28 protein-coding genes and 1 pseudogene are annotated in these 21351 nt (G+C 50.1%); 4 read left to right on the forward strand and 25 right to left on the reverse strand.

Features of this window, described 5'->3' with window-relative positions; all coding sequences use genetic code 11:
• Window positions 1-2 precede the first annotated feature (2 nt).
• From AC4IBF_RS13060 to AC4IBF_RS13150, 19 genes and pseudogenes are all read right to left on the reverse strand, one after another.
• Window positions 3-593 carry a tail assembly protein gene (locus tag AC4IBF_RS13060; RefSeq protein WP_325849076.1) on the reverse strand — a complete coding sequence of 197 codons (591 nt, stop codon included), beginning with the start codon at window positions 591-593 and terminating at the stop codon, window positions 3-5.
• Window positions 594-650: 57 nt separating this feature from the next.
• Complete coding sequence (locus AC4IBF_RS13065) at window positions 651-1061, reverse strand: hypothetical protein (protein WP_325849077.1); 411 nt, start codon at window positions 1059-1061, stop codon at window positions 651-653.
• A gap of 29 nt (window positions 1062-1090) precedes the next feature.
• On the reverse strand, window positions 1091-1801 hold the full coding sequence (locus tag AC4IBF_RS13070; protein WP_491462876.1) for a C40 family peptidase: 711 nt from the start codon (window positions 1799-1801) through the stop codon (window positions 1091-1093).
• A gap of 1 nt (window position 1802) precedes the next feature.
• Entirely contained in the window at window positions 1803-2558 is a 756-nt protein-coding gene (locus tag AC4IBF_RS13075; protein ID WP_325849079.1) for a phage minor tail protein L, read from the reverse strand.
• Window positions 2555-2902 carry a phage tail protein gene (locus tag AC4IBF_RS13080; RefSeq protein WP_023343873.1) on the reverse strand — a complete coding sequence of 116 codons (348 nt, stop codon included), beginning with the start codon at window positions 2900-2902 and terminating at the stop codon, window positions 2555-2557. The genes AC4IBF_RS13075 and AC4IBF_RS13080 overlap by 4 nt, the downstream gene beginning before the upstream one ends.
• Window positions 2903-2905: 3 nt before the next feature.
• Window positions 2906-6046: a phage tail tape measure protein gene (locus AC4IBF_RS13085; protein ID WP_491462877.1), complete on the reverse strand. Its 3141-nt coding sequence runs from the start codon at window positions 6044-6046 to the stop codon at window positions 2906-2908.
• Window positions 6030-6302 carry a phage tail assembly protein T gene (locus tag AC4IBF_RS13090; RefSeq protein ID WP_023292728.1) on the reverse strand — a complete coding sequence of 91 codons (273 nt, stop codon included), beginning with the start codon at window positions 6300-6302 and terminating at the stop codon, window positions 6030-6032. Before AC4IBF_RS13090 ends, AC4IBF_RS13085 begins: the two co-directional genes overlap by 17 nt.
• Window positions 6303-6352: 50 nt before the next feature.
• Window positions 6353-6784 (reverse strand): phage tail assembly chaperone G, encoded by a 432-nt coding sequence (gene gpG, locus AC4IBF_RS13095; protein ID WP_032623281.1) that lies wholly within the window; start codon window positions 6782-6784, stop codon window positions 6353-6355.
• 10 nt (window positions 6785-6794) lie between these two features.
• Window positions 6795-7538, reverse strand: a complete 744-nt coding sequence (locus tag AC4IBF_RS13100) for a phage tail protein (protein ID WP_023292730.1) — start codon at window positions 7536-7538, stop codon at window positions 6795-6797.
• 9 nt (window positions 7539-7547) lie between these two features.
• Window positions 7548-7949 carry a phage minor tail U family protein gene (locus AC4IBF_RS13105; RefSeq protein ID WP_001704117.1) on the reverse strand — a complete coding sequence of 134 codons (402 nt, stop codon included), beginning with the start codon at window positions 7947-7949 and terminating at the stop codon, window positions 7548-7550.
• On the reverse strand, window positions 7946-8524 hold the full coding sequence (locus tag AC4IBF_RS13110) for a phage tail protein (RefSeq protein ID WP_032623278.1): 579 nt from the start codon (window positions 8522-8524) through the stop codon (window positions 7946-7948). The genes AC4IBF_RS13105 and AC4IBF_RS13110 overlap by 4 nt, the downstream gene beginning before the upstream one ends.
• A 9-nt stretch (window positions 8525-8533) precedes the next feature.
• Entirely contained in the window at window positions 8534-8776 is a 243-nt protein-coding gene (locus tag AC4IBF_RS13115) for a DNA breaking-rejoining protein (protein WP_491463322.1), read from the reverse strand.
• A 25-nt stretch (window positions 8777-8801) separates the two neighbouring features.
• Window positions 8802-9128 (reverse strand): DUF2190 family protein, encoded by a 327-nt coding sequence (locus AC4IBF_RS13120; RefSeq protein WP_491462878.1) that lies wholly within the window; start codon window positions 9126-9128, stop codon window positions 8802-8804.
• An 82-nt stretch (window positions 9129-9210) separates the two neighbouring features.
• Window positions 9211-10866, reverse strand: a pseudogene (locus AC4IBF_RS13125) (ClpP-like prohead protease/major capsid protein fusion protein); the annotation flags it as partial.
• 155 nt (window positions 10867-11021) lie between these two features.
• Window positions 11022-11621 (reverse strand): HEPN domain-containing protein, encoded by a 600-nt coding sequence (locus AC4IBF_RS13130; protein WP_163329216.1) that lies wholly within the window; start codon window positions 11619-11621, stop codon window positions 11022-11024.
• A 100-nt stretch (window positions 11622-11721) separates the two neighbouring features.
• Window positions 11722-12315 (reverse strand): tail assembly protein, encoded by a 594-nt coding sequence (locus AC4IBF_RS13135; RefSeq protein WP_491462879.1) that lies wholly within the window; start codon window positions 12313-12315, stop codon window positions 11722-11724.
• The gene (locus tag AC4IBF_RS13140; protein ID WP_491462880.1) at window positions 12302-12553 is read right to left on the reverse strand and encodes a DUF1441 family protein; all 252 of its coding nucleotides are present in this window, start codon (window positions 12551-12553) and stop codon (window positions 12302-12304) included. Before AC4IBF_RS13140 ends, AC4IBF_RS13135 begins: the two co-directional genes overlap by 14 nt.
• A gap of 152 nt (window positions 12554-12705) precedes the next feature.
• On the reverse strand, window positions 12706-14622 hold the full coding sequence (locus tag AC4IBF_RS13145; protein ID WP_491462881.1) for a ClpP-like prohead protease/major capsid protein fusion protein: 1917 nt from the start codon (window positions 14620-14622) through the stop codon (window positions 12706-12708).
• Window positions 14619-14813, reverse strand: a complete 195-nt coding sequence (locus tag AC4IBF_RS13150) for a hypothetical protein (RefSeq protein ID WP_491462882.1) — start codon at window positions 14811-14813, stop codon at window positions 14619-14621. The genes AC4IBF_RS13145 and AC4IBF_RS13150 overlap by 4 nt, the downstream gene beginning before the upstream one ends.
• A 177-nt stretch (window positions 14814-14990) precedes the next feature.
• Between AC4IBF_RS13150 and AC4IBF_RS13155 the strand changes: the two genes are divergently transcribed.
• Entirely contained in the window at window positions 14991-15521 is a 531-nt protein-coding gene (locus AC4IBF_RS13155; protein ID WP_491462883.1) for a hypothetical protein, read from the forward strand.
• 242 nt (window positions 15522-15763) lie between these two features.
• On the opposite strand, the gene AC4IBF_RS13160 is transcribed toward AC4IBF_RS13155, so the two are convergent.
• From AC4IBF_RS13160 to AC4IBF_RS13175, 4 genes are read right to left on the reverse strand one after another with little or no spacing between them, the layout of a single operon-like run.
• Window positions 15764-17185, reverse strand: coding sequence for a helicase RepA family protein (locus AC4IBF_RS13160; RefSeq protein ID WP_491462884.1), 1422 nt, complete (start codon window positions 17183-17185; stop codon window positions 15764-15766).
• On the reverse strand, window positions 17182-17505 hold the full coding sequence (locus tag AC4IBF_RS13165) for a DUF4222 domain-containing protein (protein ID WP_491462885.1): 324 nt from the start codon (window positions 17503-17505) through the stop codon (window positions 17182-17184). The genes AC4IBF_RS13160 and AC4IBF_RS13165 overlap by 4 nt, the downstream gene beginning before the upstream one ends.
• A gap of 4 nt (window positions 17506-17509) precedes the next feature.
• Entirely contained in the window at window positions 17510-17689 is a 180-nt protein-coding gene (locus AC4IBF_RS13170; RefSeq protein ID WP_032638524.1) for a hypothetical protein, read from the reverse strand.
• On the reverse strand, window positions 17682-18047 hold the full coding sequence (locus AC4IBF_RS13175; RefSeq protein ID WP_491462886.1) for a host cell division inhibitor Icd-like protein: 366 nt from the start codon (window positions 18045-18047) through the stop codon (window positions 17682-17684). The genes AC4IBF_RS13170 and AC4IBF_RS13175 overlap by 8 nt, the downstream gene beginning before the upstream one ends.
• Before the next feature lie 99 nt (window positions 18048-18146).
• Here AC4IBF_RS13175 and AC4IBF_RS13180 point away from each other — a divergent pair, with 99 nt between their 5' ends.
• Genes AC4IBF_RS13180 through AC4IBF_RS13190 form a run of 3 tightly spaced genes read left to right on the forward strand, consistent with a single transcriptional unit; the run spans window position 18147 to window position 19765 of the window.
• Window positions 18147-18338 (forward strand): YlcI/YnfO family protein, encoded by a 192-nt coding sequence (locus AC4IBF_RS13180; protein WP_096928059.1) that lies wholly within the window; start codon window positions 18147-18149, stop codon window positions 18336-18338.
• Window positions 18328-18867, forward strand: coding sequence for a hypothetical protein (locus AC4IBF_RS13185; protein WP_141396824.1), 540 nt, complete (start codon window positions 18328-18330; stop codon window positions 18865-18867). Before AC4IBF_RS13180 ends, AC4IBF_RS13185 begins: the two co-directional genes overlap by 11 nt.
• Window positions 18868-18877: 10 nt before the next feature.
• Window positions 18878-19765: a restriction endonuclease gene (locus AC4IBF_RS13190; RefSeq protein ID WP_096928061.1), complete on the forward strand. Its 888-nt coding sequence runs from the start codon at window positions 18878-18880 to the stop codon at window positions 19763-19765.
• Window positions 19766-19796: 31 nt separating this feature from the next.
• Here AC4IBF_RS13190 and AC4IBF_RS13195 read toward each other — a convergent pair whose 3' ends face one another.
• Together AC4IBF_RS13195 and AC4IBF_RS13200 are read right to left on the reverse strand one after the other, a co-directional pair.
• Complete coding sequence (locus tag AC4IBF_RS13195) at window positions 19797-20027, reverse strand: helix-turn-helix transcriptional regulator (protein WP_096928062.1); 231 nt, start codon at window positions 20025-20027, stop codon at window positions 19797-19799.
• 1 nt (window position 20028) lies between these two features.
• Complete coding sequence (locus AC4IBF_RS13200) at window positions 20029-21264, reverse strand: tyrosine-type recombinase/integrase (RefSeq protein ID WP_491462887.1); 1236 nt, start codon at window positions 21262-21264, stop codon at window positions 20029-20031.
• Between the last annotated feature and the right edge of the window lie 87 nt (window positions 21265-21351).

The following is a 21351-nucleotide window of genomic DNA, read 5'->3' on the forward strand; positions in this document are numbered from 1 at the left end:
ATCTACTGCTGATCTTCGACATAAATTCCGGCTGAAATAATCGCTCCGCCGATTCGCCGGCGACCATAAAGTAGCGGTACCGGGTAGCCCTGAGCGGCGGTGTTTGTCACTCCACCGAATGCGTATGAGGCGCGGTTGTCTGCGCTTTGTTTGCTGGCTAATCCGGTTGGTTGAGGTGATAGCATTTGGACAACACCACCAAGGATCAAAGCGCCACCAGCTTGATAGAAAAATGGTGATGCTCCTGCAAATGGTGTGAAATTCAATACCACCCCTACTGCTACTAATACCGCACCTAAAATAGTTTGTAATACACCTGCTTTTTTACTTCCAATCGGCACTGGTACTATTCTTATAACCTCACCCTTAACAGGAAAACCTAATTCATCAATGCCTATATTTTTCTTCCCACGAAAAACCGCATAAGAAAGCCCTCTTTGCTTACTCGTATTCATGAATTTTTCGAAACCATTAATCGTAGCAGATAAGGCTTTGCAGGCTTCTTGGGTTGTGCTTATCGAGCGATAATGTGTTTTACCAAAAGTCTTTCCTAGAACGCCACCAAGTTCAATGCGTGTCATTACTTCTGACATGAATCACCCCGATAAAAAAACCACCCAAAGGTGGCCTTTTAGTATTAAAAATAGACTCTAGTTTATCGACATCGGGAGTATGTCCACATTCCCACTTTGGTCGATAAATATTCTTAAAGCTCGAGGAGCATTTTCTTTTATTGAAAACTCCCGTTCTTTTTTAGGTGCGCCATTACATAGGCCTTTCCCAGCAAACCCTGCTCCAACCAATACATCGCCAGGGTTTAAGAAAGCAGTGACTTTTTCCCCAGTATCAAGTTCAGCCAAATACTTACCATTGATATAGGTTGTAATAGCGCACCCACCAGCAACGAAACCTTTATCGCGAATGATAGTCACGGCAGTTGTGTTTGTTTTCTGTTGAAATTCTTTTGGTGCTGCCACTTCTTTTGCATTCTGCGGTAGAACTGGCTCTGTCGAACAACCAGCCATAATTAACAATGAAAATGCCAATAATGTTTTTTTCATATCCCTAACCCCTTTGGTTTTGCAAAAGGTTAGCACAGAGATTTGTAACGTAAAATCTTCATCGTCCGTTCCTGCCAGTAACCACCATACGGCACGCGCTGGCTAAGATGTCCGTACAGATGATGCAGTAGCATATTGCCCTCAAGCAGGATCCCCGCGTGATTCCATTTATCGGCCTGGACCTGCATGATAACCATATCGCCGGGCCTTGGTGGTCCGTCGAATTCCCGGAAGCCGCACTCGTACCAGCAATCCTGATAGAAGTTGTCCGGATAGCCCTTTTCCCACCAGGGATAGTCAACCCGATAGTCGTGTAGCTCGATACCGTGGGTTTGCCGGAAATAGCTCATGACCAGACCCCAGCAGTCAAAGTGACCAAGCACAAACGGACGCTCCAGCAGCGGCAGTTCTCCGCGCGGCTGGATGGTACGTAAATCCCCCTCAGGCCAGCTCACGATGTGCCAGGGTAGAAGCGTTGCATCGCATTGCGCTTTATCCAGTTCGCTTGGTTGCGTCGTGGCATCAGGATGACTGTGAACGATGGCGATCACAGTTCCCCAGTCTTCAGCTGATGCGTAATCTTCCGGACAAAGGACAAAATTGTCCTCTGGCGCCGCTGCAAGATTACGGCACGGGAAATAACGTTCAACACGGCTTTTCTGCGCCACCACGCCACAGCACTCGCGAGGATACTCAGCTGTAGCATGAGCCATAATCGCATCGATGGTTTTCTGACGCATATCAGCTCCTGATCAAAGACGTGCCAGGGAACCCACCGAACGGCAGTTCGTTGCCGTCTCCATGCCGGAGCTTACAGGCCGTAAGCGTGCCGGGGCATTCATCTAACGACGGATCGCTTACCGGGTTGTTGTTTTTATCGAAATAGCGGGTACCGGCATAGTCGCAGCCGTCGCCAGTGCGATACTTGTTCCGGATGCACCAGGTACAGAGCGAATGCAGCTGGCGCGTCGGAATCATCAATCCTTGCAGGTCCATCGGACTGGAAAGTGTGAACTCCACGGCCTCGTTTGTCTCTGCGCTTTTGGCATCGATGTAAAATACCTTCACCTTTTCCTGCGTAGGGTCTGCCGTGGCGTTCCCGCCTGGAAAATTTCGGGCATCAAGGTAGTTAGCCAACGTATCATGGATCGTGACCTTCGCCTGCAGCAGATCATCATAGGCAAGACAAAGCGCAGTGATAGAGCTGTCGAGGTTAGCTACCGATAATTTGGGCTGCGCACTGCTCCCACTGGTGGAAGCCTCTATCCCCTCAATCTGGCAGGGCCACGCTTTGTATTCCTGCCCCTGCCACCAGATGGATTTCGCAGGCAGTTTACTTTGATCCCCATCAGCAGCATCAATCTCCTCTGGTGTATGCGCGATATTATGCGCATGGAAGCAAAGCACATCTGGCATACCGAAGTCGGTGCCATCCATAGTAAAAAGCCGGACAGAATTCCCCGGCTCGAGTTTTTGATAATCAGCATGAAGGCTCATGGTGCAAATGCCTGTTCAAAAGTTGCGGTTACGGTTTCCACTTTTTTATTCAGGGTGACTCGCTGAAGGCTATCTGCCTCAACACGCCAGAGGGCTAAATCACCACCAGGTGGAGTGAATGTGAAAGACTTTGTTTTATGCCTCCGCAGAAATGAATGAATCTCCCTGGCAATTACCGGATCGCCAGTAAAAGAAAAGGCATAATTAAGAACCTCATCGTTCAGGCCAGAACCACTTACCTGCTTGTATCCATCACCAAACTGCGCCGTTCTGACTGTATCTTTGCTGCTCAGAGTGGGCTGGCTTGCTGCCTGAATCTTCCATGCAAAATGCTCTATGGCCATCAGTTACCTCTGTTTATTAGCATTCCAGATAATCCCACCAGGCCGTATTTCACGGGCTATCCCCTCCCGCACAGAGCGATCGACCACTTTCTGGTAGGCCTGAGCGAGTGCACCACTATTTTGTTGCTGCGTCTGATCGCCGGCTTGCCCGGTTGTAACTGAAACAGGGGCATAAACACTAACGCCACCCATACCAGCAGCAGCGGCATTACCACCACCAACCAGTCCGCCCGTTGCATAACCGCGCATCAGGCGATAAAGGTTTGCCACACCAATACGGCTGGTCGACTCTTTGGTGAAGACGAACTCTCCCCGGTGGACAACACCTGCAGGCTCATGCTTACCGCCATGCCCTGTGTAACCACCCACGTCGTAGCCCGTGGGCCGGAAAGACGGTACCGCGAATGACTGGCCTGCAGAGGCAGTATTAGTTCCGCTACTTATCCAGCCCATTGCACTCTGGATGGTGTAAGCCACCAGAAGCTGGTTAATAACGTTCACTATCATTTTGAGGATCGAGGTGGTGAAGTCCCTGAAGCTGGCTTTGCCGGTTGTCACAAGGCTGGTGAGCTGGCCCGCCAGCCCGGTGAATGTGGCCTGTGAAATCTGCTGAACGGAGCTGAAAACGTTTGTCGCTGAATCCTGATATTCAGCCCAGCCCTGCTTAGCACCGGCCAGCCAGTTTGCGCGCAGGGCATCTTCAGCCTCGAACGTAGCCCTTTGCTCTTCCAGAACCTTTTGCTGCGCCTGAGGGTTGTACGAATAGCTCTCACTGAGACGCTGCAGGGTGGTTTGTCGTCCGGCCTCGCGGGTGGATACCCCCTCAGACTGAGCCTGCAGGCCTGCCCTGGCGGCTTTTTGCTGCTGCTCAAACTTCACGGCCTGATCGGCCAGTTGGTTGAGCTTTTGCTGGCTGGCAACCTTATCGCCCAGGTCGGCCAGCTGCCGCTTGTACTCGAGCGTTTCTTCCTTGTGCGCCAGCAGGGATTTTTCCTGCGCCGTAAGCTGACGACGCCCAGCGGCCTCCTGCAGAACGGTGAACTGATTTTCAGTCTGCCAGAGATCCTGACGCTGTTTACTTATGACGTCGTTCACGCTGGTATGCTGCTCAAGCGTTTTAAGCTGGGCCTGAAGGGTGAGAAGTTCTGCCTGCGCCTTATCCTCGGCTTTGTCCCCGGCGGGCGTTGAGTAGCTTTTGCCTTTCGGCGTTTTTGGATCCTTCCACTGCTTTTCAATCCCTGCACGGGCCGCGGCAATGTCCTTTTCAGTCCACAGCGTGGCGACACCGTCTTTCGCATCCTGGCGGTTTTTCTCAATAAGCTGACTGAGCTTTTTCTCTGCTGAAGCCCGCTTTTCTGCCGCCGTCGCGCCGGACTCCACCAGCTGGTTAAACTGCTGCTGGTTGCGGATTGCCTGAGCCTGCTGGTCCGTCCGCATTTTTTCCCGCGCGGCTGCCAGCCCTTCCAGGGCGTATTGCTGATCGGCAAGATCGTAAGCCTGCTTTTTCAGCTCCACCTGCTGGCGCGCGTTTCTCAGCCTTTCCGCATCCGCTTTCTGCAGAACGTTGTTACCGGCATAATCCGGGTCGACCTTAAGATTGCTGGACAGCGCGCGATACTCTTTCTCTGCTGCCTGCCATTCAGCAAAAGAGTCCTGGCGCTTCATCGCTGAGTCAGGATTACGCCCTATGCCAAGCATCGCATCCCATGCGCCAGAGGCGGCATTGTTCACCCAGTTCCAGGCTTTTTCGAGGGAGCCAAGATTATCCTCGACCGCCCCGGCGCGCTGAATGACCGCGTCGGAATATGCCCGCATGGCCAGCTCGGCAGCTTTCTGCGAATCCCCCAGCGCCTGAGCAGAAGCTATCTGTTCAAACTGGGTGGCCGTCAGAAAATGAAGGGAATCGTTGAGCGTCGCGACCGCGTTAACCGGATCATCCTTCAGGCGTTTAAACTGATTTATGGTTTCGTCGACGGCCTGCCCGGTAGCCTGCTGCAGCCTGGCGGCAACATTGCTGACCATGCTGACGTCATTACCGCTGAACGCGCCGCTTCCAACTACCTGCGCCAGCACACCTGCAGCGGCATGCTGCGTGATGCCATTACCGGCCAGCGAGCGCGCCAGCGCCTGAAGCTGCCCTGACGTTTTCCCCGCGTAGTTCCCGGTCAGGATCAGCTGCCTGTTAAATCCCTCAGACTCTTTGCTGCCGTCATACCAGGCCTTACCCAGCCCGAATACCGCCGCGGCAATCCCACCAACCAGGCCGGCGATCCCCAGGCCGCGCAGCGACAGCAGCTGGTCTATCCATCCTGCCCGGTTCGCCAGCGTGATCCCGGAGCCGCGCAGCGCACCGAAGTTACCGCGCATGACCTCGCCGATAAGTACCCCCAGCTCCTGCCGGGCAGCAGCACTTTGCAGCCCCAGACCGTGCGTGGCCACTTTGGCAGCTTCAAGCTTGCGGATATAGATCTCAGCCGCATCGCTGGCACCGACCTGCGCCGCCTTCATGCGCAGCAGCTCGGTACCGGAGAGCTTTTGCTCTGCAACCTGTTGCTTCAGCTGGCTGAGGAATCGCGTGCGCGCTGCGGCCGATTTTTCCTCCACGATCTGCAGTTCTTTTTGCCGGGCCGTGGTGCGGGAAATAAGGGCGAGATAATCCTGCTGGGTGATGTTGCCCTGTGCCCTGGCTGCGCGAAAGCGCGCCTGCACGTTCGCAAGCGACTGTGTTTCACCATTGAGCTGGCGAACGCCGTCAATCTGGCGGAAAAATGATGCCGCCAGTTCATCCTGTCGGCGGGCAAGCGCTGCGGCCTGCCCGTCATTCTCACGCATGCGTTGGTTAAGTTCGGTCACGCGGCGATGAGTTTCATCAACGGACTTTGAAACGTTCTGCCAGTCTTTGGTCAGCCCTTCCGTTGCGGCCGACTGGCGGGATTTCATATCTGCGGCAGCCGCCGCGCCAGCGTCGCCCACAGTTTTAAACGCAGCCGCCTGCCGCTCGGAAGCGCGCTGCATTCGCGTCTGGACTTTTTCAGAGTCCTCAGCCATCCCAGTGAGCTGGCCCTTTATGCGGGCAACCTGCTCACTAAACGTGGCGCTGTCGACGTCAAGGTTGATGACCAGATCGCTAATCTGCTGGGCCATATCGGATACCTCCTGTGATCCCCTCAGCGGCGGTCATCAGCGTGTCATCATCCGGCTCGTCATCGCTGATGACGACATCCGAAGGAGAAAGCAGGCTGAAATGTGCGGGGGTAAGTTCCGGGTCGCGGAAGAAAAGAGTGGAGATGGAATAAAGCAGCTCTGAGAAATGCGCATCGAGCTGCGCGTCCTGAAAATAATGCTCCCGGTAGAACTGGTGCCAGTCGCCCAGCTCACTGGAAGTCATTCCAGCCAGCATGGCACGCCAGTCGGGTCGCCCGAACTCGCGCGCCAGATTCAGGACAAACTTCAGCTCGCTGGCAAGGGCTTTTCCGCCGTAACGGGTTCAGCGCTTTCGGCCTCCGCGGAGGCATCCGGATCGGCAACGTTGTCATCATCAACCGGAACGAGCATGCCGGAGAGCAGCTTTATTTCCATTTCTGCTTTACCGATCGCCTCCGGCGGCCAGCCGCTAAGCACCTGCTGATAAAGCGTTTCCACATCCGTGCCAGCCGGATCGTTATGCCACAAAGACATCGCGATCAAACGCGCACCGCAGCGAATATTTGAGCCAATCAGCCTGGCCGTCATTTCCTGATCGCTGATGCCGTCGCTATCAGCGCTGACGGCCTTTTCCTCTGCGGCCATAAACGTGATGTACTCAATACGCTGCAGCGCCGACAGCTCGAAGATGGTCAGGGATTCTGTTTGCCAGGTGAACTTCTCTTTTTTCAGAAACATGCGTCCTTCCTTACGCTGCAGTTACGGTGACTTTGCAGACCGCTACGAAATTACCATCGCTGGTCATAACAATAACGTCAGCGGTACCTGCCGCCACGCCGGTGACGGTGATCGCGTTGCCGCTAACGGTGACCGTTGCTTTTGCCCCGTCGGAGGTTGCCACGCGGAACGAGGTATCTGAGGCACTGGCAGGGTTAACCGTCACATTGAGCGTTGTGGTTGCGCCCACGACCACGCTTGCCGTGGCTTTATCGAGCGTAACGCCGGTCACGGGGATATTCGGGGTCCCGCTTTCTTCAGCCAGCTCCGGCTTGCCGGTATTGGTGATTTTCGCTGTACGGGTAATGACCTCTTTTGCCGGAATGGCTTTACCCAGGCTGCTGCACCAGCCGCGGAAAACGTCGACGGTACCGTTCGGGTATTTGATTTTGTAATAGCGTACTGAGCCATCAATAAACCATGCGACAAGGTCTTTTTGGCCTTCTTCGCCCGGCTTCCAGGCGAGGGTGAACGAGGTATCGCCAGCAGATTTTGCCCCCTGGGCGGTCGCGTTCCAGTCGGCATCCTCGTCGTCGAGGTAAGTGTCGTCATACGATTCGGCGGTCATTTCGCCCGGCGTCAGCTCTTTGATTTTCGCCAGGCGGTTCCAGTCGATATCCGAGAGTGGGTTAGCGAAAGCGTTGCCCGTTCCGGTGTAAAGCCAGAGCGTGGTACCGGCACCTTTCACGGGGGCCAGCGGGTTTGGAGTAGGCATAAGTACCTCTTAAATTGAATAGGTGATTAAGTACGTGAAATCGACCGAACCCCAGGTGGCCATTTCATCATCCCGCTGATAGTCATAACCCTGCGGGGTGAACGTCTCGACCAGTTCGGTCAGACCGGGGATGAAGGCCATTGCCGGATACACTTTCTCTTCCATCCAGGAATCAAGCGCGCTGTCGGGGCTGGAGGCTTTAAGAAATACCTCGATGTGAACAACCGCCTGCCACGAATCTTCATCAAGCGAATCGCCGGTGTACTCCGCGTCAGAAAGGTATACAGCCACGGCAGGGAGATCCTGCTCTTCAAGAAAAACAGGGCGCCCGTCAAACCAGGTGACCGTGTCGGTAATCTCGGCTTTCAGTTTTGCCAGAATGGCTGCACGAATTGCGCTGTGTCTGTTCATCGCTTCAGGTGGATCCTCAGTTGGTTTTTCAGGGCTGCGGAAAGTTCTTTGGGCATATCGCTTTCAATAAGGCGCTTTGAAATAGCGGTGAAGGCCACGGTGAGCGGTGTCTCAAGAGGAACTTTGACCACATCAATCGGATAACGGGCCTGACCTACGCGCCGCATGACCTGCCAGCGCCCGTTCGAGAGCTGTTGGATAAAAGCGTTACGAAAGGTATAGGGCCCGATTTTAAGGACGCTGCCCGCTCCGTTTCTGGCCCCTTTTTTACGCGAGAGCCGGACGCGCGCCGTGCCGAGCTTTATCGCAGGAAGATTACCGCGGTTGATTTTTATCGACGCGACCGGGCGATCGTGACGGGCCTTGCGCAGACGGGAACGCTGGCGGACCAGACGAACCGGAAGCCCCTTTTTCCGGTTATCATCAACTGTTGCTTCTTTCGCTACAGCTTTGCTCCCCTGGCTTATCGTTCTGCTGGCCACCCGGTTAAGTGCTTTTGCGGTTGCCTCAGGAACGATTAACCGGCTGAGGCTGTTTAGGTTCTGAATAGCCCTTTCCAGTCCTTTCACAGACATAGCGACTCCTCATTCGAGATAGATGCGGGGTTTTCCGTTGAACATGTCATAGCGGGTAACGGTCAGGTTCTTACCGTCGTAATCGACACTGTCGTTTCGGCGTGGCTGGTAAAGCTCAGAGAAAACCACCAGCGAAGTACCCGTTCCCGACAATGGCCCCATTTCCTCGAACTGCTCGGCGGGAACAACGTCATAGCTGCTGCCATTTATGATCGCTGTCTTTCCCATCTTTTTTATGGTGGCCGCGTCCATGCGCGCCGCCATCCGGTCAAAGGGGTTAGGCATTGATCTTAACTTCAACAACGGTGGTGTTTGCCCCTGCATCTTCCCAGGCGATGCCCGCGGCAACGGCGTCCGTTTCTTCGATCGTGATTTTGTCGTCCTTCAGATACACCTGCACCCCGGCAGTAACCGCATCTGCGGAAACTTTTGGCAGGAGGAAAACCCCCTCAGTAAAACCGTCCCCGGTATCGCCAGCCGGGATATCGGTAATTGCCACCGCGATAAGTTTTCCAACAACAACCGGGTCGCCGCTGTGAACATCGGTTGCACCACCGTTTACCAGAGGGATCGTCTTCCCGTCCTGCGCATAGTTCTTAGCCATAATTTCTCCATTCAGCCCCTTGCGGGGCTGGTTTCAGGTATAAAAAAAGCCCTTACGGGCGTCTGTTTGTCAGGACTGTTTTTTACTGACCAGTGGATTTGGTCATGCCGCGATAGTCCAGCGGTGCAACACCGGCATCAATGCGCACTTTCGTGGCGATACCATCAGTGGTGAAGCCTTCCTGCTGATCGATGTACGGCGTGTCGACGCCGTTGAGATAAGCGACTTCAATAGTGTCGGTGCCCTTCGCGGCAGCCAGATACCAGGCTTTCGCATCAGCTTCATCCAGGCGTGGTTCGGCAATGACCTCTGCAAAGTTCTGGATAGGGTTAACGATCCCGGCATTGATGTCTGCACCTTTAACACTGGCCGACTTGATAGTCTGATTTGCCAGAGTTTCCAGGGCGACGGGCACCAGCATGTAGGCCGGACGGATATTCAGGGTTCGCTCCCCCTCCTTCTGCAGACGCATCAGCTTGCGCGATTCGTCCAGGCTGGCCACAGAAATTGCGCCCGCGCTCAGGTTCTTGTGATCGGCATGGAACAGCGCCTTTCCGTCTGAGAGTTTCGGGTTTTTGGTCAGAATGGCGTAAACCAGATCGCCAATCGTTGCTTTCGCCGCGCGCCCCATCTTCATCGGTACGTCGGTAAGCTGGTTCAGATCGTCGTTAATGATCGCTTGGCGGGTTACTGAGAAGATTTCACCATACGTGGCAAGCGCGATGGTTTCGCCTTTGTCACTGGTAGTAATATACTTGTACTCAGCCCCTTCGCGAACCTGTCGCAGAGAAGGAAAGCCACCCATACCGACACGATGCGCCGTTTTGAAGTCTGACAGCTGGCCTTTTTTGGTCCACTGCTCGAAGGTTTCCTGCGCCTCGTCCCAGCCCTGAATCAGCGCTTTGTTCGCAACATCGAGCAGAATGTTGCCAAAGTCAGAGGTGCTGTGGGTCAGCGCCAGGCCAACCATCTGCATCGGGTTGTAGCTGGCCACGCCGATACCTTTTTCTGTCAGGGCCATACGCGCATACTCGCGCAGCGTCATACCGTTATAAACGTTATCCCGCTCCTGACCTTCGAACCCGGCACGCGCCATCAGTGCCTGGCGAATACCATCCGCGACGAAGTTACCGTTGCCCGCATGAATATGCGGCTGGGTGGATTTATTGGACGGCGTGGCCGTTTTACCGAGTTCTGCCAGCAGCAAATCTTTCGCCTTATCGACGGAGCAATCAGGGTCGGCCACACACTGATTCTGCAGTTCCATGTGCTTATTGCCGAACATGGCAAAGAGATCGCCGATAGCGTTAACACGGGCTTTCTGCTCAGCCAACACCTGCGTGCGGATCGCATTTTCATCCGGTGCCGGGTCTGTTTTTGCCTGCAGTGCCTGAGGCTGGGTAATAACCGGGTCACGCTGGGTAGTGTTGCGCGGCGGGGTGATCATGTTGCGAATGCTTTTTGGCATTTTTTCAAATTCCTCAATACGTTTTGAATGAATACAGGCCATCGCCTGAAGGGATGGTGTCACCTGGTCGGCAAAACCCAGTTCAAGGCACTCGCTGCCGTTCATCCAGGTTTCGTCCTCCAGCATTGCCGCAATTTCTTCGGTGGATTTTCCGGTTTTCTGCGCATAAGCCGGGATAAGAACGGATTCAACCTTGTCGAGAAGATCCGCATAGTCGCGCATATCGCTCGCGTCACCACCAGCAACCCCCCAGGGCTTATGGATCATCATGCAACGTATTGAAAATAGAATATTGATTTTATTGTTAATTATTAAGACACTTAAGCCCTGTCAAATCATTTGCAATACACATTGCAATACACAGCTTCAATACATAAAAAAGGCCGCAGTTGCGGCCATGGAATAACGAATCTGTTTAAGATAATTTATGTCGGTGATAGATCCCCAAACTTGAAATGTTCACTAATTAAACACCAAAGCGCATCAAAATTATCCCAATCAGTCGCACCATTGCGCTCATAGACTTTCAATTTTGAATTTTTGAATTTGGTAGAAGGTCTCATAGTTACTGCATTGGCCAGATCCCAAAAACCGGTCAAATCCTCATCCTTACCGCTTGTTGGCACAGGATAACGACCAGACCATTCAATGTAATGCTTATAATATTTTAGTAATTCTTTTGTCTTATGATCTACGGCAATACCGACATCACTTGCAAGCATATTTAAATCATGAGTTCTCTTTACTGGAATTTTCTTTTGGGAAATTACAGCTTTCATAATTAACTCTAAGGATAACCCACATAGCATATGGTAAACTGGATAACATGCTACCGGGAGAGAGAAACCACCTCCATAGCCTAAATCGCCTTGTATTTTCTTTGACTCCATAACCAACCAAAGAACATGCGCTGAAGCTCTAAGATCTGATGCCCTATTAAACCAATGATTGGGATGGCTTTTTTCTTCAGTTAAAGTTGGCCTATTTTTTGCCCATTCTTCATAGTCAAAATCATACTCACTCATAGCCGCCTATCCTTATTGGGAAAGTAATACAACCTATTATATACATAATCAGTCATTACTATTTAAGACAGCATACTGTAAACCGGGCGATTAGTAACAGTCACATCTTATCTTCGACGTAAATTCCCGCAGAAATAATGGCTCCACCGATGCGGCGCTTGCCGTAACACAAGGGTACGGGATTCCCTTGGGCAGTTGTATTCGTTACACCACCAAAAGCATATGAAGCCTTATTATCAGCATCCTGCTTACTTGATAGCCCCCCCGGTTGTGGCGAAAGCATTTGTGCAACCCCACCCATTGTCATTGCGGCCCCTGCAGCAAACATCATGTTACTGGCAGCAATACCAACTCCAGGCATCCAGATAGATGCAACGACTAATACCGCACCCAAAATGGTCTGCAGCACGCCAGCTCGCTTACTGCCGATAATGACAGGTACAATCCGAATTTCCTGACCTACATTGGGAAAATCCAGATCACTCTCAGAGATATTTCTCTTACCCACCATAACGGCATACGTTAGGCCACGGGCCTTGCTTGTGTTTAGGTACTTTTCGAATCCCGGAATTGTAACCGACAGCGCCCGAAATACTTCTCGTGGTGTGCTTATCAGTCGCTGATGAGCACGACCGAACGTCTTAGCCAGCGATCCGCTCAGTTTAATGGTCGTCATTACTTCAGTATTCTGCATTCTGGCTTCCCCCGGTGGAATAGATTGCCGATAAGGCTGATTTAAGGTCGTACAGTTTTCTCTTACAGCTGCTGCCTGGTGCGGGTGGGATCCCCTGCAGGCGCTTTGATACAGTCTGCCGGTGCATCCCCGTCGCGCCAGCCAATTCAGTAATCGTTAATCGTACTTGTTTCATCATTACCCCCAAAGATGATGAACAAAAAATATACAATTCATCATCTTTCCTGTTCCTATCCATTTTGATGCGTTTAAAATCAAACAGTTATCACATGATGATGATGACCATAGAATTCAAAAACGAGCCGTTTCCCGCGATGCCGCCGCCCCGTGGCAGGCATCCCCGCCGGGAGTACCTTTTAAAAAAGGGCAGCATCTGCCGCCCTCCTGTCGTCATGCCGCCCCGATCGACTTCACCATGCCCCGATAATCCAGCGCCGCCACGCCAGCATCGATACGCACCTTCCATGCAATACCGTCCACGGTGAAGCCCTCCAGCAGCTCCAGATATGGCACGTCCATTCCATCCAGATAAGCCACCTCGATGGTGTCGGTTCCTTGCGCTGCAGTGACGTACCACTCCTTGTTGTTGGCCTTGTCCAGACGCGGCTCAACCACTACCTGCGCCATATCCTTCACGACGTTAATAATGCCGGGGTTTTGATTCAGCGTGCCACTCTGGTCTACAGGGAACAGTGAGGAGGAAGACAGCACGGCGCGATTTGCCAGCCCTTCCAGCGCGGCCGGTACAAGAATATAGGCAGGAATGACGTTGATAGGATCGCCGTTCGCATCCTGCTGCAGGCGCATGGCCTTACGGGCTTCATTGAGTCCGTCTGTATCCATCCCTTTCGCGATGAGGTTTTTATGATCGGCATGGAACAGCGCTTTGCCATCTGTGAATTTACTGTTGGCAGTCAGCTGCAGATAGACCAGATTGCCGACCGTACGCGCGGCAGCACGCCCCATCGCCTGTGGGATAGTTGAAAGTTGGCTCAAATCATCGTTGATGATTGCCTGACGAGTAATGGAGAAGATATTGCCATAGGTAGCCAGGGCGATCGGCACACCACTGTCGCTGGTTGTGACGTATTTATACTCTGCACCTTCCGGAACCTTAGCAAGTTCAGAGAAGCCGTTCAGTCCCACACGCTTGGCTTCATGGAAGTTGGATAGAGAACCGGTTTTCGTCCACTGCTGGAAAGTTTCACCGCTGTTCTGCCAGCCAGTCAGCACAGATTTTTCAGCGCCACCAGCAAGGATATGAGAGAAATCACTGGTGCTGTGCGTGAAGGCCAGATTCACAATCTGCGAGCGGTTACCGAAACCACTGACGCTGATACCTCGATCCACCAGCGATGCCTGCGCCATTTCAAACAGGCTCATCATGGCATAAGGGTTTCCCCGTTCGGCGCGTTCGTGACCCAGACGGGCAAAAAGTCCCTGGCGGATAGCATCACCGGTAATGTTGCCATTACCTGCATAAATGTGCGCATCCGTGGTTTTGTTCGACGGTGTCGCAATCTTACCCAAAGATGCCAGGAGCATGTCTTTCGCTTTTTCCGGTGTGCAGTCCACATCCTCCAGACACTGCATTTTCAGGGCATCATGTTTTCCGCCGAACATAGCAAACAAGTCTTTAATTCCATTGATGCGATTTTGTTCCGGTACCGCGTTATTTGTGGAGCCTTTGGGAGTGGTGATCATCCCTTTAATATCTTTTGGCATATGCTCAAAATCCTCAATTCGTTTTGACTCAATACTGGCCATTGCACTGACGGCGGGTAACAATTCGTCAGCAAAACCCTGCGCCACACATTCACGGCCATCCATCCATGTTTCATCCTCCAGCATTTCCGCCAGTGATTCGGCTGATTTACCCGTTTTGCGTGCATATGCCGGGATCAAGACACTTTCGACTTTATCCAGCAGTTCGGCATAGTCGCGCATGTCGTTGGCGTTCCCACCAGAGATTCCCCACGGTTTGTGAATCATCATGAGCGCGTTTTCGGGCATAACGATACGGTCGCCAGCCATTGCAATAACTGACGCCATAGAAGCGGCCAGACCGTCGATCTGCACGGTGACTTTTGCCGGGTGTTTATTCAGGAGGTTATAGATAGCGATGCCGTCGAAAACATCACCACCGGGTGAGTGAATGTGCAGGTTGATATTGGAAATATCGCCTAGGGCTTTCAGGTCTTCAGAGAACTGCTGGGCAGTGATACCCCAGCCGCCGATCTCCTCGTAAATGCTGATTTCAGCACTGTTACCGCTGCTAGCGGCTTTAATGGTGTACCAGCCTTTCATACCCATCCCCCCAGCGTCTGGTGATGCCAATAATTCACGCTGCTACGGACAATCTGCCCTTTGGTAGGGACAGGCATTTCCGGGTGTTTTTTACGTATGAATGACTGATACTCCTCGATTTTCTTCATGGTTTCAGCATCGATATGAACCGTACCGCCTTTATCGTGCTGCTTATTGTTTCGTTCTTCCATCCTCTTACCCTTATCGTGATTGATGGTACATATACAATCATTGATCACCAAAAGTGGTAAGTAAAATCATTTTTATCAGAAAAACAGGTTTATAAAAACCACTGGGAAATGAGATAACAACCCATGTGTAACACAATGTAAAAAACATCGCTGTATAATCCTTAAAAGAGGTCAAAAATGGCTTTAAATTATTTGGATTTAGACCAACAGACACGTATTCATATGGCTGAAGAAATTCAGTTTGATAAGGATCACAACAACTTTTATTTGAGTAATTACCTATCTCCTGAGGGAAAGGCGCAGTGGCCTGCGTTACTAGAAGAGTCTGTGCAGCACGATGATCATTGGTTAGAAAGAGAAATAATTAATCGGCGATTACTTGCTGATTTTTACCCAAAAAGAAAACCCAACAGCATGGAGATGACACAAGCAAGAGTCCCTCGCACAGCAGCACAAACACTAGCGGAAGGTGAGTTTAACAGGCTGTATGCAAGGGGCTTGTGTGCCAGAGTTATCTCTGAAGGGGGACATACTGTAGAGGCATACCGAGCGAGACATTCAGAAAATCCCCGACCAGAGTCAGAACGTATAATCGGTCATAAATTTATCCCACAGGATATTATTCAAGATTTACGCTCAAACCCTGGCGTTGATACGGCGATTGGTGTCCCTCCGGGACCCAACTCGGGAATTTCGATAAAAAAATAACGAAAAAATCACATTTTTTTCTTAGTCCATCACAGCACAACATTTAAACCATGTGGGGATAATTCCCCACATCCTCCCCATTTTGCTAGCTTCCCACTTACTACCCACCAGCATTTTTGTTGAACAACCACAATCTCCATATTGACGAGGGTTAGAGCGTTTTTACCCACTTTGTCCAAGTATATAAGCGCAAAGTGGGGAAAACGGAGGATCTCCCCCCTCCCTCCCCGCTTACTACCCACTTACATGCCCACTTCCCTTAATGACTGTATAGTTAACAGATCACCATTCTGAATAATCAAACCATCGTCTACTAACTTTTGAACCCAGCGGCTAAAGTGCTTGGTATCTGTACCTGTTGCTTTCAAATCATCGCGGATAAGAGCCCTGGTACATGGTTCACCTTGTGCCGTTCTGCTTCTAATCGCCTGCCACAGAGCCATATGGTTACCTGTTAATTTAGCTATCCCTACCAACTCTGGATCTACACCTTTTGCCTCTCGTGGAACATCATTAACCACCAGCGAAGATATCAGTTCGCCATCGCGATCGGTAAACAGTTCCACCGTGCGCAAATCGAATGCTGCCTGTTTTGGCTCCTCCGCATCTTTCATCTTCGTGCAGGTCAGGATTATCGCACCACCATCCCCCTCGCGCCGGACATTGAACTCAGCATCGAGCGCAGCCCTGAAAGCACTGGAACCACGTGCGCCTTTGGTATCGTCTTTTCCTGAATGATGCACCACCAGCAACGTGGCGCCAGTCTCACGTTTGATGACGTCGCAGCCTTCAATAAACGCCCCCATGTCACGAGCATCGTTTTCATCGTTACCACCGAAGCACCGCGCTAGAGTATCTATGACAATCAGGCGAACCGGCTGCCCCGTTCTGGACTTAACGTCACGCGCAGCTTTGATCATCTCCTGCATTTCCTCACGGCGAACCGGGAAAACCGGACGGTTTACCAGATATAGATTATTTAGTTTCACACCGTGTTTTTTCTCCCACGCCTTTATTCGCCGCGGAACGCCAATACCACCTTCACCTACTACGTACATCACAGCGCCGGCTGATACCGACTTCCCCGCCCACTTCATCCCGGCTGCAACGTGGCACGCCCAGGACACCGCCAGAAAACTTTTATACGAACCGCTCGGGCCGTAGATACTGCTCAGGCTGTTAGCGGGAAGATAACTTTTTAACGTGTAATCTTGCTCCTGATCGTACCCATCAGAGCCCACGCTTAAGGGAAGGCTGTGCCGCAATGACTCCTCTCGCACAGAGACTTCAACCTGTTCACGCAGACGAGAAAGATATTCCCTCCAGTTCTCAGGCTCATGGTCGGGGATGCCTTTATACAATTTGGCATCCTGCACGCCAGCCAGCGCCAGCTTTTCAGCAATGTTATTAATCTGGGTAGGCTTTATATTCCCTGCCAGGTAAATCCGCACGGCACGACGGCCATCATCCACAATGTGCAGGTTATCCAGCTCTGCCAGTTGTTTTGGCCCAAGGTAAACAGGAGGAGTCGTATCTTCGGCAATCTGTTTACCAAGCCCCTCTTCCCAACCCTTCGCATGGGCGTATGCTTCTGACCCGGCAAAAATAACTGCCTCCGTGAATTTTTCTTTTGGCAGGTGTTTCAGATTCGGTGCGTTTTTCATTTCAGCCCCTTATCCCATCCGTCAGATCCAACACTCAGCGGCAGAGAAGAGCGCAGAGCAGCGATTTTTTTACGCACGTTTTCTTTTACGGTCTCCTGCCACTCCCGGCTTTTCTCAGGGAGATAAATAAATTCTTTTCGGAACCGGTACTCAGAAAAAATACACTCATGTGAATACCCATCCCGGACATACGTAATACGGCTATCCGTTACGCATGTGACTGTAATTTTTTCTCCGCGAGAATCTTTCCAGCGACTGTTAAGCTCGATTTTTGGTTGAGCGATGCCCTCAGGCTGAACCTGATTGAATTTTTTAATCATGAATTTATTCCTTGTCGGTAGCCGTTAAACCGTATGCATCAGCAGCCTGACGAACTGCCTGGATAAAACCTTCCGGTGTGGCCACGATTTCATTCGAACGAAGGCGGCGCTCTGTAACCTGACCGTTTTTAACCGTCACCAGTACGCGGATCTCGTAATCTGCGGGTAAGTCGGACTTATGCATGGCCCACCTCCGTTGATACAGTTTCTGCACCGTAAGAATCGCTACCCAGAATGCTCCATAGGGTACGATTCTCAGGATCCATAAACGACACTGAGAGCGGGCTTTCGGTCCGGATTTTGGCGGCAAAGGTTAAGTCCCAGCCGCAGAACTTTGCACGAGCAGTGTCTTCAGTGTCTGCAACGGTGCGAAGAACTACCGGGAGACAGGAATTACCTCGCGGCGTGCCAAGGAATAGCCATGTAAATTTAGGGTGAGTTTGGGTATGCTGTGTTACAGCCATAGTCGTTACTCCTGTTAACGGTTGGTGGTTAGATGTTCCTAGGTGGTTGCAAGCACCTAGGAACATCGTCAATAGCATTGGTGTGACACACCATATACCCCAGGTGTGTCACACGTCAATATTTACTTTCCCTGATTATGCTGTATTGTGTGTCACACTTAGGTGGGAGATAATTACATGGCTACAGCAGATAAAAATGCCAAATCACAGTTACTGAAAGCACGTGTTCCGCACGAAATTGTAAATATGATGAATGCACTTAAACATCCAGATGAATCAACATCGCAATTTATAACTACCTCAATTATCTCTGAGATTGAAAGACGCAAGCTATCGATAAATCCCAATGGTGAATCAAGTGACGAATAATAAAATAAACTCGATAAGCGAGAAATTAATAGCTTCTTATTGGCAGAATAATTCCACTCATAAAGGGAATCTCGGAGAAATGATTGCAATTCATCATTTCGAAATCACAGGACAAGCTTTTATTCATGTAAACCAAGATTCATGGTCTTATCCTCCTGCAATGGAAAAACTTGGTGCTAAAAGACCAGACTTTTTCTTGCTAAATAAATTCAACATTTGCAAGATCATGGATGTTAAAATGCATGCTTTAGATGAGAGTTTTAATTTCACTCTACATAACGATGAAATAGTGCAATATGTAAGACTCCACGAACATCTGATGTCGGTTTTGAACTGTAAGTATGCAGACATTAATTTTGAATTTTTTGTAATACCTTTAAACTCTCAGGAAGAAAGTTTTGCAACAGTATCCTTTCAAGAAATGATTGATTCAGAGAAAGAAGTCACCTTATCATCAGGTCAAGGTAAAGTAAGGTCATTCAATTATTCCGTATCAATTCAAAATCGTTTAAAACCACTTTTTAAATAGAGGGTATGATGTGTTAGATTTTAAAGAACTATCTAAAGACGGCCAAGATTTAGAGTTACTTACCCGAGAAATATTGTTTAGTCTAGGTCACAGAGTTTATTGGAGTGGAAGAGGCCCTGACAGTGGGAAGGACTTAGTTTTTATAGAAGAATATAAAAGCATTTTTGCCCCATCAACAAAAAAATGGTTAGTTCAGTGCAAACATAAAGCTGAGAGTTCTAATGCTGTAGGTACTGGTGAGTTAGATGGGATTTTAGACAGTTGCGCTCAACATGAATGTGAAGGATACTTGCTCGTGACATCAACGTACCCTTCATCAACTGTTGCGGGTCGACTGGAAGATATTACTAATTCTCCAAATAATCGTATTACCGCTACCTATTGGGACTCTGTAAAAATTGAACAAATATTATCAACACCGGACTTATGGGTGATTGCACAGCGTTTCTTCCCAATCAGCACACAAGGTTGGAAAATTTATGCGACAGAACGTCCGAACCATTGGATAGCTAACTATAAAGGGTTCTACTTCCATATTAGCAATCGCATTGGTTCGGATCACATGTATCAACTAGAATATATAGAAGAAAAGGTTGAAGAAATTATAAATTCATCAAACACATTACCAGATAAACACTTTTTTAGATTAAGAAGCGTTTACTTTGATGATAAACATGGAACATATACTTGGTACATTGATTACATGCATCCACATGGAACTCCACCTGTAAAACCACCAACAGGAGATTTTGATTTCTTCTTCTCCGAAGAATGGAATGAAAATTATGACTTCAAGACAACAACTTATTTAGAGCATAGTGATCATTATGATAAAGATCATTATGATTATTATGATCCACACGTTGGTCAATTCATTCTTGGCATGAAAAGATTTTGAAGAAACAGGGGGCGTATATATGCCCCTTTTTTCACAAAGATTCCCATTCCCCACGAATCCAAGCTTGTACCTCAGAAAGCCGATATGCAACGGCTGATGGCCCAATTTTGATGCGCTTCGGAAATTTTCCTTCCTGTTCCATGCGCCAGCGCGTTGAGTTAGACAACGTAGTCATTGCCCGGCATTCAGGTTCCCGAATCATTCGGTCAAGCTCAGGCATGTACTGGAGATCTTCTTTTTTCACAACGGATAACATAGCCATATCAGGCACTCCTTTTCTTAATTACTTTTACTGTATTTTCTTCACCCACCAGCCCATCAAGGTAGTCAACCCATCGGTCCAGTGCTTCTTGTTTCTGGGGGATATACTTGCTGCGGTTATAGATTCCGGCCACGCCCTTTATGGTATGCCCCAGCAGCTGCTCTACGACCATAAAATCAACGCCCATATCGTTAAGACTTGTCGAGAACGTTCGTCTCAAATCATGTAATGACCAGCGTTTTTCATGTTTCAGAGAGATAAAGTTTGTGCATCCCATCGTACTGACGGTTGAATCAGATTTCAGTTCGCCAAGTATGTAGCCTCTCCTTTTAGTCTCTTCGTGCAGGTTTACGATCCACTGGCGCATTTTTTGAGGAACGGGGCGAATAATTTCTTCGCCGTTTTTACTGTGCTCTTTAGGTACTATCCAAATCCACTTATCGAAATCCCACTCATCCCATGTAGATAAACGCACCTCACTCAGCCTGCAACCAAACACGAGACACAAAATCGCCATCCTTTTTTTGTAATTCATAACTCGGGTTTTGCCTTTACCATGAAAGTACACTCCCCACAGATCGGCGACGTAGCTTTCCTCAAGTATCCGCTCTCTCTTGTTCTGATACTTACCGATATCACTAGGGCTCAAATCATCCAGCACATTGCACCGTACATACTGGCGCACCCGGCAGTATTTGAAGATCTGCTTTAACTCAATCAGCATTGCAGCAGACTGAACCGGCGCGATTTTCTTTATGCGGTCGAAGCACTTGATCCAGTCAGACAGGCCGCATTTCTCGACAGGAAACCCGCCGATGTAAGGAAAAATGTATTTCTCATAACGGCGGTAGAGACGCACAGTCTCTTTGCGTTTTTCTCTGGCATAGTTATCAAACCAGTAATCGATAGCGTTCTTAACTGTCACAGGAATGAAGAGGCTCTCTTTGGTGAGTTTGTTCTCTATCCGTGGATCAAGTCCCTGAGATAGCCATGCCCGGCACTCGTCCCTTTTCTCTCTGGCCTGTTTAAGGGTCATATCTGGATACTTGCCTAACGTCATCCAGACGGGAGCGCTTTGTCGGCCGGAATGTCTGAAGAAATAAACAAAACTCACTGTGCCACTCATGCTCACTCTGACAGACAGTCCGCGACCATCAGCCACCATCTTTTGACGCGGCTGCGGTTTACCATGTAAGGCTTTTAACGCCTTGTCGCTTAACTTGTTCTCGCCCGCCATAAAACCTCATTCTGCAATACACATTGCAATACACACTTAACTGCAACGCCGAAAAACAGTAGAAAAGCAATGCAAACAACATTTCTT

The sequence above is a fragment of the Enterobacter sp. Taxon_8 genome, from assembly GCF_058354585.1.